Below are 14,071 nucleotides of genomic sequence, written 5' to 3' on the forward strand. Positions count from 1 at the left end.
GCATGTTTAAATTTAGGTCTAATATTTTTTGGCTCATTGTAGTAGCTATTGTGCTTTTATTGGGTGGAGTTCTCCTGTTTTTTGTTCATGAGAAATATCAAGAAAAGACACTGGTCGAACGCCAACAACGTTTAAGTAACTATAACGATACCGCTAGATTCGAGCTCGAAGAAGCACTTAGTAATTATAGTTTACTCATGTCAGGAGTTCGGTCTTATATTCAAAATTCCGAAACGCTTCCTAGCGCTAAACAACTACAAAATTTTATCAAACAGCAAAACAAGGAGCTTGCTAACATGGAAAGTTTTGTGATATCCTATATTGATAGCAGTCATGTTTTTAAATATTCCTTTACTCTAAATGAAATTGATCCTACTAACCTGGTGGGAACCTCTATGCGAAAAATAGTAGGTAATCTGGGAATAAGGAACTTGAATAAGGTGAAGCGAAGTCGAGATTTCTATGCATTTAATCCTTTTAATACAGTCGAAGGGTTTGTGGGTATCCCGTTAGATTTTGGAGTGATAAAAGACGGAAAATCAATTGGTTATGTTACAGCGGTTACTGACTTCAAACCCATTATTGATAGAGTTTATAGTACCAACCAACAGGAGGAGTTTGTTTTTAATTTCAAAACTTCAAGGGGTCATGATTTTGACAGAAAGAAAGTATATGACGGTACTAAAGTGTATAGCAGAACGGAAGATCCTGAATACTATAAAAATTACAGTATAGATTCAGATAGTTTTATTTATTCAGATGCTTCTTTTTATAATATAGGTCTTACGATTGGAGTTGCCTATAAGGACCCTTATAAACCTGACACTTATATTACCTATTTATTGTCTGCGTGGTATGCAATAATGGTATTGTTACTAGTTTTAGTTATTAGTCAAATACAATACTATCGTAAGACAAATAAAGCAATAGACCTCCAGCGACAGGAGTTAGCCACTACAGTTGCTGATAAAAACAAGTTTTTCTCAATAATAGCACATGATCTCAGAAGTCCGTTGGCCTATATTATTGCTTTAATGAATATTTTAAAGACTGGTGATTCTAATGAAGAGCAACAGACAGATTTATTACTAAAACTAAAAGATCATACAAAGAATACATTGAATTTGCTTGACAACCTACTCACATGGTCTAGGGTGCAAACATCAAGCATGAATTTTAATCCTGAATCATTTAATATTGTTGAGTTGATTAAGGAAACACGTGTATTGTTTGATCCTGCTATTCAAGAAAAACAGTTGCAGTTACAATTTGAAGATATTGGTAGTGTGTATGTGACAGCAGATAGAAACATGATCGCAACGGTATTGCGAAATATAATTTCTAATGCTATTAAGTTTACACCAGCACAAGGGTTGATCACGATATCACTTCAAAAACTAAGTGAACAAGTAACTGTTAGTATTCACGATAATGGTATTGGTATCGCTCCACAACATTTGGAGTCTATTTTCAACATAGCGACTAGTAAAACGAGATTAGGTACAAATGCTGAAAAAGGTACTGGGTTGGGACTTGTACTTTGTAAGGAGTTTGTTGAAAAGAACGAAGGAAAAATCTGGGCAGAAAGTGAAGAAAATATTGGTAGTACGTTTAGCTTTTCGCTACCGACTACAAAAAAGTAACCGGTAAGCTAAGCACTAAAACGTTTTCGAACTACATAGCTTCAAGAATCAACATCTAAAGCATTTATTATAGGTAAGAAGCCCTATCTTTACATTTAATTCAGTTGATTCATGGCCACACATAGGCTTTTTTTAGAAGACTTTGAAGCGTCATATTCGTTGATTGCATTGCATAGTCCAGTAGAAGACTATAAGCTTGTTTATGAAATGAACCAGCAATTAACCAGTAAGTTTTTTAGGGTACGAAAGGATATTGATCTTGTTCAACAAGGCGTATGTTTCTCCAGATTTGAATGGGAAAATAATCAAACTGACACCGTTTGGAACTTAGTGACAAATAGGGTTAGTGTCAATACAGAATCAGAAGTAGATCAATTAACCTTATTTAATACAGATAGTGATGCAAATACAATTCATTATTATTTAATACCGGAACAACCTAAAGTAGATTATTTCTTAAAAATTGGAGGTGATTGTAGCCAGTTAATGATGAATAAGTTACTTCTAAAATTAAAAGAGATTCCTCATTTAGAGACAGCCTATTCAATTGATCATACAATGCTCAAATCGCGTAGCAATTTAATATTCGAATAAAAAATGCCTAATAGAAAGAAGACAAAAATAGTAGCAACACTTGGTCCTGCTACCAGCTCAAAAAAAGTAATAAAAAATATGTTAGACGCTGGTGCTAATGTGTTTAGAATTAATTTTTCGCATGCTGATTATGACGATGTAAAAGAGCGAATTGCTATTATAAGAGAGCTCAATGAAGAGTTTGGATACAACGCTGCAATTCTTGGAGATCTTCAAGGACCAAAGCTAAGAGTCGGTGTTATGTCCGAAGACGTCATTGTGGGTGATGGTGATGAAATTATTTTTGCTACAGGAAAATCGTTTAAAGGTACTGCGAAGAAAGTGTATATGAACTACAAAAACTTCCCTAAAGATGTCAAAGCTGGTGAGAGAATCTTACTCGACGACGGGAAATTAATTTTTGAAGTAGTAAGCACCAATAAAAAGGATGAAGTAGTTGCTAAAGTGATTCAAGGTGGACCATTGCGATCTAAGAAAGGGGTTAACCTTCCGAATACGGATATTTCGTTACCGGCACTTACAGAAAAAGATGTAAAAGACGCCATTTTTGCTATAAAACAAGAAGTTGATTGGATTGCGCTTTCTTTTGTGAGAAATGCTCAAGATTTGATGGAGCTTCAAGATCTGATTAAAAAACATTCAGAACATAAAATACCAATCATCGCCAAAATAGAAAAGCCGGAAGGAGTTGAAAATATTGATAAGATTGTTGCCTATTGTGATGGATTAATGGTTGCTCGTGGTGATCTTGGGGTAGAAGTACCAGCACATGAAGTACCACTAATTCAAAAGCAGTTGGTGCTGCGGGCTAAGCGAGCTCGTATTCCCGTTATTATTGCTACTCAGATGATGGAAACCATGATAAGTAGTTTAACACCTACTAGAGCCGAAGTTAATGATGTTGCAAATTCTGTAATGGATGGGGCCGATGCAGTAATGCTTTCAGGAGAGACCTCAGTAGGTAATTATCCGGTACAGGTCATCGAAAAAATGACATCAATTTTAAAAAGTGTGGAAGATTCTGACCTTATTAAGGTACCACAATCTCCGCCACATATAAAAACAAAGCGCTATATAACAAAGTCAGTATGTTATCATGCTGCGCACATGGCTAATGAGATTCATGCTAAGGCAATTTCTACACTAACGAATAGTGGCTATACCGCGTTTCAGATATCGGCATGGCGCCCTGAAGCATATATTTTGGTATTTACCAGTAATAAACGGATCCTTACCCAACTTAGTTTACTTTGGGGGGTGAAGGCTTTTTATTATGATAGGTACGTAAGCACCGATGAAACCATCGAAGATGTAAATAAAATCGCTTGTCAAAAAGGGTATTTAGAAGTGGGCGATATGCTAATTAGTCTTGCCGCGATGCCAATACAAGAAAAGGGTATGGTCAATACATTGCGAGTTACTGAAATAACGAGCTGTACTTTCTAGAAAAGTAATTTATTATGATGGGAGGTTACATTAAAACGAGTTTCTTTTGTAGCAACCTGTTTAATTAAGATAAGTTTTAATAGTTACCGGGGATTATGCAACGCTAACTACTTGCTAAGCTGCATAGCGTTCTAGCGCTATGAAGTTTACAAGTTTCCCCTTAGTATCGTGAATCGGGAAACCCTTTATCCAGCACTGGTAGGTAGAGCCATCTTTCTTATAGTTGGTAAGGACTTCTTCGAAAGCCTGTTCATTTTTAATGGCATTTCTAATGCGGGAAGCTGTTTTTTGGCATGTATCCTTACCTTGAAAAATACTTGGTCTTTTACCAAGTACTTCTTCATTCGTGTAGCCATTCATGTCAAGCATGTTGTATGTACTGTGTACAATGTTTAAATCTGCGTTGGTAACAACAATTACATGTTTATTAGAGATGAGTTCTTTTCTAAAATCAATATCGTGGTTCCACTTATTGATATTAGCTAAATCATTAAGTGTTTTAATGTCTTCGGAAGCAAGGTTTAAATGCTCTAGAAAAGGACTATAAATATCCCAGCAAGATAAGGGCGAAATAAACATAATTTTTGTCTTTTAAAGTTTAATTTTTTTGCTGTGAAGAACTCAATATTAGCTATTAAAATAATAAACCACAAGTTTATACAGGTATTTATCGTTTTTGTTTAATTCTTTCTTTTCGATAGCTTTAAATACTGTAAAAATGCTAAACAAGAATATGCATAAATTAACTTAAAATTCGAACTTTAGCTGTACCGAAACCATCTTTTCATCTGGTTTTTCATTACCTTTTTTAGTGTTTAGATTGGCCAATGAAATACCAAGAAGTCGTACAGAATTCTTTAATTTTTCTTGATATAAAAGTTCCTTAGCTGCTTCAAAAATCAAGTTTTTATCTGAGATAAAATAGGATAAGGTTTTGCTGCGGGTTTGAGTGGTAAAATCGCTGTATTTTATTTTCAAGGTGATTGTTTTTCCGGCAATGACATAGCGTTTTAATCGACGCTCTAATTCCTCTGCAATCTGTTCCAATTTTTCTAACATAAATACTTCGCTTGTAAGATTATCAGAAAAGGTTCGCTCAGCTCCTACAGATTTTGCGATTCTATTTGGTTTTACTTCACTCAAATGAATTCCTCTTACCACGTTATAGTAGTAAGCACCAGATTTCCCGAATCGGTCGTTTAAAAATTCTAAGGAGCGCTTTTTTAAATCTGTGCCCGTAAAAATACCTAGTTGATACATTTTCTCAGCAGTGACTTTACCAACACCATAAAATTTTCGAATATCTAATGCTTCTAAAAAGGCAATCACCTCTTCAGGGCTTACTGTTTTTTGGCCGTTGGGTTTGTTGTAGTCGCTTGCAACTTTAGCGATGAATTTGTTAATTGATATTCCAGCTGAAGCGGTTAGGCCAACTTCGTTGAAAATACGAAGTCGTATTTCTTGCGCCAACATCGTTGCCGAAGGATGGCCTTTTTTGTTTTCAGTAACATCTAAATAAGCCTCATCAAGTGATAAAGGTTCAACAAGGTCAGTATAATCAAAAAAGATACTTCGAATTTGTTTTGAAATTTCTTTATAACGATCGAAACGTGTTTTAACAAAAATAAGATCTGGACACTTTTTCTTGGCTAACATACCACTCATTGCACTACGAACCCCAAATTTTCTAGCCTCGTAACTTGCGGCAGACACTACTCCGCGGCGTTCGCTACCACCAACGGCAATTGGAAGTCCTTTTAAATCAGGATTGTCCATTTGTTCTACTGATGCATAAAATGCATCCATATCAACATGAATGATCTTTCTTAGCGGTATGTCTTTAAAGTCGAGCATCAGGAATTATCATCTTTAAAATTAATACCTTTAACTAAAACGATGTATGAAAAAAACGGCAATAATTCTTGGAGCGACCGGATTAACTGGAAGTTTTCTTCTCAAGCAGTTGCTTATTGATGACCGTTACAATATCGTAAAAGTGTTTTCCAGACGTACTTTAGATAATGATCATCCAAAAATTAAGGAGTATATAGTTGATCTCTTTCGACTTGAAGAAATAAAAGAAGAATTTACAGCAGATGAGGTTTTTTGTTGTATTGGTACTACTGCAAAGAAGACCCCGGATAAAATCTTGTATAAAAAAATTGATTTTGGAATTCCCGTAACCGCTGCTGGTTTAGCAGCCAAAAATCAAGTATCCACATTTATTGTAATGTCTTCAATGGGTGCGAATGCGAACAGTAGTGTTTTTTATAATCGTATAAAAGGTGAAATGGAAAACGCTATCATTGCAACGGGTATTAAAAACACATTTATTGTGAGACCTTCTCTTATAGGTGGATATAGAAATGAATCAAGACCAGGTGAGTATTTTGGAAAAATGGTATTTAAATTTTTAAGTCCTTTAATGGTAGGGTTTGCCAAAAAATACAGAATTATTCATCCAAAAACCATTGCAACGGCAATGATCCATTTGGCCAATAACAAATACAAAAAGCACATTGTGCTATCAGATAGCTTACAAGAACTAGGTAGTTAATCTGCGCCTTTTAGAACCAACAAAGGTATACGGCTTTCGAAATCAACCTTCTTAACGGTATTATCATCCCAAAGCTTTTCAAAAAAACCTTGTTTACGTCTAAATACACATAAAACATCAGGCTCATTTTCATTCAAATGCTCAAGTACTGCCTGAAAAACAGTGGCATTTTCGGTGGTTTTTACTACATTAATCAATGATTCTAAAGTCTCATCAATTTGTTCATGTCCTTCTCTAAAACCAGCAGTCTTAACAAGAAACAATCTAATCTCTGAAGTAAAGGTATCTTTAATGGTTTTTAATACATCTAGTTTTCGGTTATCCTTAACTATTCCAGATTTTATAGCCATTAAAATACGCTTGATAGGCTTAAATACATAGTCTCTTGGAACAATTAGAACAGGAATTTGAGTGCGTTTTACAACTGCACCAGCATGCTCACCCAGATATAAAGTTTCATTTAATGAATAGCTTTGTGGCGCCACAATAATAAGATCAATATGCGTTTTTTGATGCAATAATTCAATAGATTCTTGTACATCATCACCTTCTAAAGGGAGTGTTTCAACCAATACATTCTTCGTATCTATTTTATTTACGTAGCCTTCAATTTGCTGTTTGGTAATTGCTTCAACAGATACATCTACCGGCAAATTAGCTGCTCTTGCAACTTTAAACAAAGAAGTAACATATACATTTGCCTCGGAAGCGGCGGCAAAGTCAATCGCATATTGCAGCGTGCATTCATTATTTAGGCTGGCTGATAAAGGAACAAGAATATTTTTCAATACAAATATTGATTATTTATTGATGAGGCAAAGATACAATGTTAATTTTACAATGGTAAAATTCTTACTATGATTCGTAGAGCCACTTTAGATGATATTCCGTTAATAATGAGTATGACAAAGGCGTGTGCTGCCTTTATGCAACAACAGGGAATTTATCAATGGAATGAGCACTATCCGTCCCAAAAAGCATTTGAACTAGATATTAAACGAGATGAGCTGTGGGTGCTTTTGGAAGATGGTGAGATTGTAGGTTGTATTGTGATATCAACTTTGATGGATGATGAATACATCCCAATTCAATGGCTCACCCCTACTGAGAATAACATATACATACATAGACTAGCGGTTCATCCTGACCATCAAAAAAAAGGGTATGCACAAAGTATGATGGATTATGCTGAAGCGTTAGCAAAAAGGCAAGATGCCTTATCGGTTAGATTAGATACATTTAGCCAGAATAGTCGAAATCAACGTTTTTACGAAAAAAGAGGCTATCAACGACTAGGTAATATTTATTTTCCAAAGCAAAGCGAAGATCCTTTTTACTGCTATGAATTGCTCTTAATATGAAGCGAGAAATAAACCTCAAGTCGATTAATAGATTGGCAATACCGGCTATTATTTCAGGGATAGCAGAACCCATTTTATCAGCTACAGATACCGCCGTTGTTGGTAATATTCCAGAAGTGGGAACTGAGTCATTGGCTGCTGTGGGTATTGTAGGTACATTTTTATCCATGCTTATCTGGGTACTAGCTCAAACGCGAAGCGCTATTTCAGCCATCATTTCCCAGTATCTTGGTGCAGGAAAGCTGGATGCAGTTAGGTCTTTACCTATGCAAGCTATTACATTTAATATTAGCTTGAGCATTATCATTTTAATAACAACAATCCCATTTATTTCGGAAATATTTAGCTTTTTGGAAGCCAAAAATGAAGTTTTAGAATATTGTATTTCGTACTATAGTATTCGTGTTTGGGGCTTCCCTTTAACCCTATTGGTCTTTGCTATTTTTGGTGTTTTTCGAGGCTTGCAAAACACATTTTGGCCAATGATCATTTCACTTGTTGGGGTGGTTGCTAATATCATTTTAGATTTTGTACTAGTGTATGGTATTGAAGGTTTTGTTCCCGCAATGAATTTAGAAGGAGCAGCTTGGGCAAGTTTATTCTCGCAAATTATTATGGCTGTCATGTCTGTTCTTTTATTGGTTAAAAAAACCGATGTTTCTTTTAAACTCTCAAGCAAATGGCACCCAGAAATGAATCGTTTTTTAGTAATGAGCGGTAATTTGTTCGTTCGCGCTATAGCCTTAAATACGGCTATGGTGATAGCTGTGAGACAAGCTACCAGTTTGGGTACAGATTATATTGCTGCTCATACCATCGCGATGCAATTATGGCTGTTTACCGCTTTTTTTATTGATGGTTATGGCGCAGCAGGAAATATTCTTGGGGGAAAACTTCTCGGAGCAAAAGACTACAAAAATCTATTGGTACTCACCAAAAAAATATGCGCATATGGTTTAGTTGTCTCGTTATTACTAATGGCAATGGGCTTTATAGCATATGATTATTTAGGGCGAATTTTTAGTGATGATGTACAAGTACTTAACATATTTAGAGGGTTCTTTTATTTAGCAATTTTACTCTTGCCTGTTAATGCAATTGCCTTTGTACTTGATGGGTTATTTAAAGGTATGGGTGAGACAGGTTATTTGAGAAATACCCTATTAGGTGCTACCTTTTTTGCATTTGTCCCAACCTTAGTAATAACCCAAAAAACCAATATGGGGATCCATGGTATTTGGATTGCGATACTGGTTTGGATTGCCTTTCGAGCTATGGCATTGATTTATAAATTTTGGAAGGCATATTATCCGCTTGCAATAGTGTAGTACTTGTTTAAAATTGAATATTTTTGATCAATAGACAACCATAATATGACAACGATACGACCCAATGGCAGTTTGTACACCAACATACAAAACAATATAGCTACAATTGAATTTGGTCATCCGGCGGGAAATTCTTTTCCAGGAGAACTATTAGATAGACTCACTCGAAAATTATACGAACTGGGAGAAGATGAATCCGTATTTGTGGTCATTTTAAAATCGGAAGGAGAGCGAGCTTTTTGCGCGGGTGCCTCTTTTGATGAATTGCTGAAGATTCAAAATTTGGAAGAAGGAAAAACATTTTTTAGTGGTTTTGCCAACGTCATTAATGCGATGCGTAGCTGTGGGAAACTAATAATTGGTCGTGTACAAGGTAAGGCGGTTGGCGGTGGAGTAGGCCTCGCATCAGCTTGTGATTATGTATTCGCCACAGATCATGCATCCATCAAATTATCAGAGTTTACTATTGGTATCGGACCTTTTGTAATCGCTCCGGCAGTAGAGCGTAAAATGGGGAAAGCTGCTTTGGCGGAACTAACGCTTGGGGCAGACGAATGGCAAAACGCCTATTGGGCAAAAGAAAAAGGACTCTTTGCCAAAGTATTCGAATCGATCTCTGAAATGGATAAAGCAGTTGATTCGTTTGCTAGCAAATTGACATCCTACAACCCAGAGGCGCTTGCTGCTATGAAGAAAGTTTTATGGCAGGATACCGACCATTGGAATGAGCTGTTAAGTGATCGAGCTGCATTGTCAGGAAAACTAGTACTTTCTGATTTTACTAAAACGGCACTTGCAAAAATTAAATCTAAATGAGAACTATTCTCGATTTCTTAAACAACGAACTGCTATTTCCGGGAGCACTAGCTATTGTAATTCTCATATTCGTGGCGCGCAGGGTGATTTCGAACAGAAAGTATAAACGGTAACACAATTTAGCAGCGGAAATAGTTTCAATTACTACCTTTGCGCATATGAGTAAGATCAGAATAACAAAAGAGTTTAGTTTTGAAACCGGGCACGCCCTTTACGGTTATGACGGGAAGTGTAAAAACATTCATGGGCATAGTTATCACCTTTCGGTAACTGTTATAGGAAGCCCAATATCTGATACGGACAACGCAAAGTTAGGAATGGTGATCGATTTTGGAGATTTAAAGAAAGTTGTGAATGCGGAAATCGTAGATCAATTTGATCATGCTACAGTTTTCAATAAAAATACACCACATATTAAGTTGGCAAAAGATCTAGAAGAACGCGGTATGAAGGTGATGTTAGTTGATTATCAACCAACGAGTGAGCTAATGATTGTTGATTTTGCGAAAAAAATTAAAGCTCATTTACCAAAAGAAATCAAACTGCACTCTCTTAAACTTAGGGAAACAGCAAGCTGCTATGCCGAATGGTTTGCCAGTGATAATGAGTAGTGTGTTACCTGCCTCCGATTAGGCTTCGGTGGGTAGGATTGTCGCTAGTTGCTGTTCTACAAGTAGAAACGAATTATAGTACGCGGCTCCATCCCTAAAGTATTCAACGCTATAAAAGAGCCAGCAATTAACAACATGCAAATGATCATTATTGAATCACACTTCAATTTGTTTACCATCTAAGCAAAATCGTACATTTACCGTATGCAAATTCCATCCGGAAAAAAAATATACTTCGCCTCAGACAATCACTTAGGCGCACCAGATCGGGAAAAGAGTTTCCCCCGTGAGCAGCGGTTTGTAAAATGGCTTAATGAGGTAAAGCAAGATGCTGCGGCTATTTTTTTATTAGGCGATTTGTTCGATTTTTGGTTTGAGTATAAAACAGTAGTGCCTCGAGGTTTTACTCGTACACTGGGCAAATTAGCTGAAATTACTGATAGCGGAATTCCTATTTATTATTTTGTTGGGAACCACGATCTATGGATGAATGGCTACTTCGAGGAGGAACTCAATATCCCCGTTTACCATAAACCGCAGGAATTCACATTTAATAACACCACATTTTTTATTGGTCATGGAGATGGTTTAGGTCCTGGTGACAAAGGATATAAACGAATGAAAAAGGTGTTTACCAATCCAATCGCAAAATGGCTATACCGATGGTTGCATCCTGATCTGGGCGTTCGTTTGGCTCAGTATTTCTCAGTAAAAAATAAACTTATTTCAGGCGACGATGATGTCAAGTTTCTTGGCGAAGAAAACGAATGGTTGGTTCAGTATTCAAAACGAAAGCTAGAAGAAAAGCATTGGGATTACTTTGTTTTTGGACACAGACACTTACCGATGGAAATTGAAGTCGGCCCAAACTCAAAATATGTCAATTTGGGGGATTGGATTACCTATTTCACCTACGCCGTTTTCGACGGGGAGAATATGGAGTTGAAGGAATATCAATAGGGTTCAATATAAAATGTCCGGTCGAGCGCAGTCGAGACGAGGTGGCATTGTATTCACTTGTAAAAATTCATCTCATCAACATACTGCCATACAGATGCGGGCAATAAGGGTCTAATATTCTTACCTTCTTTAATAGCTTTTCTTATAAACGTAGAAGAGATTTCCATGATAGGAGCATCAATGTGAATAATTTTAGAGTGATCGATAAATTGGTTATCTATTTTGCTCTCAGAAATGCGTGGGTACACAAACAATTGATGATTGTCGATAATCACTTCATAATTTTTCCATTTATGAAAGCTCTTTAAGTTGTCTTCACCCATAATTAAGGCGAATTGATAATCGGGATGTTTCTCTTGTATATACGCTAAGGTATCAACAGTGTAGTTGGGTTGTTTCAGTCCAAATTCAATATCGCTAGGGCGTAGTTTGTCATATTCTTTTGTGGCTTGAAAAACCATATCATAACGTTGACGGTCACTTAACAAACTTGCTTTTTGCTTAAACGGACTTCTGGGAGTAACTACAAACCAAACTTCATCCAGCTCGCTAAACTCTGCAATATGATTAGCAATAGCCAGATGCCCAATATGAATGGGATTGAATGTGCCAAAAAAAAGTCCGATTTGTTTCATAGGGTATTACTCTGCACCAACAAAGTCAGCAACCAGTTCTTCCGCTTCTGTTAACGCCACATCAAGATCGTAGTTTTTAATAACCTTATCAAACTGCGGGGCAGTAGCAAGTTCCACCGATGCTTTTGCGATGCGCATATTAATTTTGTCTTCGCTTTCGGTTTTGCGTTTTTTCAATCGTATTTTCAGCTCATCAACACTAGGGGGTTTTACAAAGACAGCCAGCGTTTTTTCAGGATATTTCTTTTTTATACGGAGTCCGCCAACCACATCAATATCAAATATAACATGCTTACCCTGTGCCCAGATTCGTTCGACTTCACTTTTTAAAGTACCATAAAAATTATCGCGATATACTTCTTCCCATTCCAAAAAATCATCGTCTTTAATATGTTGTTTAAATTGCTTTAAAGACAAAAAGTAGTAATCTTGCTTATCAATTTCGTATTTACGAGGCGCTCTAGAGGTAGCTGAGACAGAAAATGCTAAATTCAATCGATCTATGCTAAGAAGGTGTCGTACAATGGTTGTTTTTCCTGATCCGGAAGGAGCTGAAAACACTATAAGTTTTCCATCAAAATTTGCCATTATAGTACGTTTAGCATTTGTTCCTTAATTTTTTCTAATTCATCTTTCATTTGTACGACAAGCTGTTGCATAGCCGCATAGTTTGATTTCGAACCAATCGTATTGATTTCGCGACCGATTTCCTGACATATAAACCCGAGTTTTTTCCCGTTGCTATCAGCGGATGCGAGTGTTTCTTTAAAATAATCTAGATGATTTTTAAGCCGTACTTTTTCTTCAGTGATATCGTATTTCTCTATATAATAGATCAATTCTTGTTCAAAACGATTGGGATCATGCTCTTCTTTAAGTTCTTTTACCGCTTTTAAAAGTCGTTCTCGAACTTGTTCCACACGTTTAGGATCAATAGCAATTACTTTTTCTAATAAAGCGTTGATATTGTCAATGCGTTTTAAAAAGTCATGCTCCAGTACTTTTCCTTCATCTAAACGATATTCGTTAATAGCTGCTAACGCACGTTTAATTTCATCTTCAATAACATTATACTCGCTTTCATCTAATTCTTCACGAGTGGTGGTCAGGGCATCAGGCATGCGAACAGCCATTTTTGCTAACTCTACTTCTTGATCTCCTCCTTCAAAGTACGGACTCAATTCTCGTAGCTGATTCATATATTCTTTAACAACTACGTTATTTACTTGACTAGAAGTTTCTTCTCCGGTAATTTCTAAATACAGCGAAAAATCAACCTTACCACGACCAAGTGATTTTGAAATGAGCTGACGTATAGTCAACTCTTTTTCACGATACAAACTTGGTATTCTGGTATTCAGATCCAAGTTTTTGCTATTAAGTGATTTGATCTCTATGGTGATTTTTTTATTCGGAAGTTGAAGTACGGATTTTCCAAAACCCGTCATTGATTGAATCATAGCCAGAATTATAGTTGCGCAAAGGTAGTGGAAAATTGTATATGTCACGCAGGGCTATAAGCATGTATAAGAAACCTAAATTGTAATACTTGTCAGGTGAATGTCTCAGATGCCTTTGTAATCTTCTATGGGACAGTTGATTTTAATTATTTAATCGATGAAATACGTATATAATAGATTAAATACGTTAAATAATGTTAACAAAAGTGTATTTCATCGATATTTATTTGCATATTATCGATGTTTCTGTATATTTGAACTGTCAAACAAACAAAACTATACATCATGACTACTCCATTAAACATTTTTTACGCTAAAGTTCTTCAATACTTCAACTATGCAGGTATCAAAGTAATTAATGTTCATGCTCAGGCTTCTTTCATTTTCTCCGCTACAATTTACTTCTACTTATTAGAAGTTATTAGAATTAGTGGAATGGAGTTTAATTTAATCACTAAGGTGTCTATCTTGTTAACAGGCCCCATAATGCACCTTCTTACGTATAAGCATTACAACAAGGAGACATCTGAAAAAGAATTGTACGCTGTATTAGCAAGACAGCCAAAAGAATATAAAGTAATAGTAAATGTACTTACTGCTTTGTTCGTACTACCCATGATCGTGTTTTTTACGATCTCAGTGTTTAACTAAGAAAACGAT

At 36.1% G+C, this 14,071-nt stretch carries 16 protein-coding genes; 10 read left to right on the forward strand and 6 right to left on the reverse strand.

Annotated features, from left to right (window positions below; all coding sequences use genetic code 11):
* The first annotated feature begins 2 nt into the window (after positions 1–2).
* The 3 genes from ABN763_RS05995 (at position 3) to pyk (ending at position 3,683) form a co-directional block, all read left to right on the forward strand.
* Positions 3–1,643, forward strand: coding sequence for a sensor histidine kinase (locus ABN763_RS05995; protein ID WP_410484529.1), 1,641 nt, complete (start codon positions 3–5; stop codon positions 1,641–1,643).
* A gap of 111 nt (positions 1,644–1,754) precedes the next feature.
* Entirely contained in the window at positions 1,755–2,237 is a 483-nt protein-coding gene (locus tag ABN763_RS06000; RefSeq protein ID WP_410484530.1) for an IPExxxVDY family protein, read from the forward strand.
* 3 nt (positions 2,238–2,240) lie between these two features.
* Positions 2,241–3,683, forward strand: a complete 1,443-nt coding sequence (gene pyk / locus ABN763_RS06005; protein WP_410484531.1) for a pyruvate kinase — start codon at positions 2,241–2,243, stop codon at positions 3,681–3,683.
* A 114-nt stretch (positions 3,684–3,797) separates the two neighbouring features.
* On the opposite strand, the gene ABN763_RS06010 is transcribed toward pyk, so the two are convergent.
* A complete protein-coding gene (locus ABN763_RS06010) occupies positions 3,798–4,262 on the reverse strand; it encodes a PAS domain-containing protein (protein ID WP_410484532.1) in 465 nt (154 codons plus the stop codon).
* 168 nt (positions 4,263–4,430) lie between these two features.
* Positions 4,431–5,537: a DNA polymerase IV gene (gene dinB / locus ABN763_RS06015; RefSeq protein WP_410484533.1), complete on the reverse strand. Its 1,107-nt coding sequence runs from the start codon at positions 5,535–5,537 to the stop codon at positions 4,431–4,433.
* A 46-nt stretch (positions 5,538–5,583) separates the two neighbouring features.
* On the opposite strand from dinB, the gene ABN763_RS06020 reads away from it, so the two are divergent.
* Positions 5,584–6,240 (forward strand): NAD(P)H-binding protein, encoded by a 657-nt coding sequence (locus tag ABN763_RS06020; protein ID WP_410484534.1) that lies wholly within the window; start codon positions 5,584–5,586, stop codon positions 6,238–6,240.
* Here the strand turns inward: ABN763_RS06020 and ABN763_RS06025 are convergent.
* A complete protein-coding gene (locus ABN763_RS06025; RefSeq protein WP_410484535.1) occupies positions 6,237–7,028 on the reverse strand; it encodes a universal stress protein in 792 nt (263 codons plus the stop codon). The genes ABN763_RS06020 and ABN763_RS06025 overlap by 4 nt on opposite strands.
* A 69-nt stretch (positions 7,029–7,097) precedes the next feature.
* On the opposite strand from ABN763_RS06025, the gene ABN763_RS06030 reads away from it, so the two are divergent.
* The 5 genes from ABN763_RS06030 (at position 7,098) to ABN763_RS06050 (ending at position 11,316) form a co-directional block, all read left to right on the forward strand.
* Entirely contained in the window at positions 7,098–7,601 is a 504-nt protein-coding gene (locus ABN763_RS06030) for a GNAT family N-acetyltransferase (protein ID WP_410484536.1), read from the forward strand.
* Positions 7,598–8,929 carry an MATE family efflux transporter gene (locus ABN763_RS06035; RefSeq protein ID WP_410484537.1) on the forward strand — a complete coding sequence of 444 codons (1,332 nt, stop codon included), beginning with the start codon at positions 7,598–7,600 and terminating at the stop codon, positions 8,927–8,929. Before ABN763_RS06030 ends, ABN763_RS06035 begins: the two co-directional genes overlap by 4 nt.
* A gap of 45 nt (positions 8,930–8,974) precedes the next feature.
* Positions 8,975–9,745, forward strand: coding sequence for an enoyl-CoA hydratase/isomerase family protein (locus ABN763_RS06040; RefSeq protein WP_410484538.1), 771 nt, complete (start codon positions 8,975–8,977; stop codon positions 9,743–9,745).
* A gap of 158 nt (positions 9,746–9,903) precedes the next feature.
* Positions 9,904–10,356, forward strand: coding sequence for a 6-pyruvoyl trahydropterin synthase family protein (locus ABN763_RS06045; protein WP_410484539.1), 453 nt, complete (start codon positions 9,904–9,906; stop codon positions 10,354–10,356).
* A gap of 204 nt (positions 10,357–10,560) precedes the next feature.
* Complete coding sequence (locus ABN763_RS06050; protein ID WP_410484540.1) at positions 10,561–11,316, forward strand: UDP-2,3-diacylglucosamine diphosphatase; 756 nt, start codon at positions 10,561–10,563, stop codon at positions 11,314–11,316.
* A 53-nt stretch (positions 11,317–11,369) separates the two neighbouring features.
* Here ABN763_RS06050 and nadD read toward each other — a convergent pair whose 3' ends face one another.
* From nadD to ABN763_RS06065, 3 genes are read right to left on the reverse strand one after another with little or no spacing between them, the layout of a single operon-like run.
* Complete coding sequence (gene nadD / locus ABN763_RS06055; RefSeq protein ID WP_410484541.1) at positions 11,370–11,951, reverse strand: nicotinate (nicotinamide) nucleotide adenylyltransferase; 582 nt, start codon at positions 11,949–11,951, stop codon at positions 11,370–11,372.
* Positions 11,952–11,957: 6 nt separating this feature from the next.
* Positions 11,958–12,539, reverse strand: a complete 582-nt coding sequence (gene gmk / locus ABN763_RS06060; RefSeq protein ID WP_410484542.1) for a guanylate kinase — start codon at positions 12,537–12,539, stop codon at positions 11,958–11,960.
* Positions 12,539–13,411 carry a YicC/YloC family endoribonuclease gene (locus ABN763_RS06065; protein ID WP_410484543.1) on the reverse strand — a complete coding sequence of 291 codons (873 nt, stop codon included), beginning with the start codon at positions 13,409–13,411 and terminating at the stop codon, positions 12,539–12,541. Before ABN763_RS06065 ends, gmk begins: the two co-directional genes overlap by 1 nt.
* A 285-nt stretch (positions 13,412–13,696) precedes the next feature.
* On the opposite strand from ABN763_RS06065, the gene ABN763_RS06070 reads away from it, so the two are divergent.
* Complete coding sequence (locus tag ABN763_RS06070) at positions 13,697–14,062, forward strand: hypothetical protein (protein ID WP_410484544.1); 366 nt, start codon at positions 13,697–13,699, stop codon at positions 14,060–14,062.
* Positions 14,063–14,071 lie beyond the last annotated feature (9 nt).

The organism is Spongiivirga sp. MCCC 1A20706 (genome assembly GCF_046524175.1).
Lineage (GTDB): Bacteria > Bacteroidota > Bacteroidia > Flavobacteriales > Flavobacteriaceae > Spongiivirga.

Bases quoted from the DNA above. Each gene is read 5' to 3' on its own strand.
- ABN763_RS05995 (WP_410484529.1), top strand. From the start codon at position 3: ATGTTTAAATTTAGGTCTAATATTTTTTGGCTCATTGTAGTAGCTATT.
- ABN763_RS06000 (WP_410484530.1), top strand. From the start codon at position 1,755: ATGGCCACACATAGGCTTTTTTTAGAAGACTTTGAAGCGTCATATTCG.
- pyk (WP_410484531.1), top strand. From the start codon at position 2,241: ATGCCTAATAGAAAGAAGACAAAAATAGTAGCAACACTTGGTCCTGCT.
- ABN763_RS06010 (WP_410484532.1), bottom strand. From the start codon at position 4,262: ATGTTTATTTCGCCCTTATCTTGCTGGGATATTTATAGTCCTTTTCTA.
- dinB (WP_410484533.1), bottom strand. From the start codon at position 5,537: ATGCTCGACTTTAAAGACATACCGCTAAGAAAGATCATTCATGTTGAT.
- ABN763_RS06020 (WP_410484534.1), top strand. From the start codon at position 5,584: ATGAAAAAAACGGCAATAATTCTTGGAGCGACCGGATTAACTGGAAGT.
- ABN763_RS06030 (WP_410484536.1), top strand. From the start codon at position 7,098: ATGATTCGTAGAGCCACTTTAGATGATATTCCGTTAATAATGAGTATG.
- ABN763_RS06035 (WP_410484537.1), top strand. From the start codon at position 7,598: ATGAAGCGAGAAATAAACCTCAAGTCGATTAATAGATTGGCAATACCG.
- ABN763_RS06040 (WP_410484538.1), top strand. From the start codon at position 8,975: ATGACAACGATACGACCCAATGGCAGTTTGTACACCAACATACAAAAC.
- ABN763_RS06045 (WP_410484539.1), top strand. From the start codon at position 9,904: ATGAGTAAGATCAGAATAACAAAAGAGTTTAGTTTTGAAACCGGGCAC.
- ABN763_RS06050 (WP_410484540.1), top strand. From the start codon at position 10,561: ATGCAAATTCCATCCGGAAAAAAAATATACTTCGCCTCAGACAATCAC.
- nadD (WP_410484541.1), bottom strand. From the start codon at position 11,951: ATGAAACAAATCGGACTTTTTTTTGGCACATTCAATCCCATTCATATT.
- gmk (WP_410484542.1), bottom strand. From the start codon at position 12,539: ATGGCAAATTTTGATGGAAAACTTATAGTGTTTTCAGCTCCTTCCGGA.
- ABN763_RS06065 (WP_410484543.1), bottom strand. From the start codon at position 13,411: ATGATTCAATCAATGACGGGTTTTGGAAAATCCGTACTTCAACTTCCG.
- ABN763_RS06070 (WP_410484544.1), top strand. From the start codon at position 13,697: ATGACTACTCCATTAAACATTTTTTACGCTAAAGTTCTTCAATACTTC.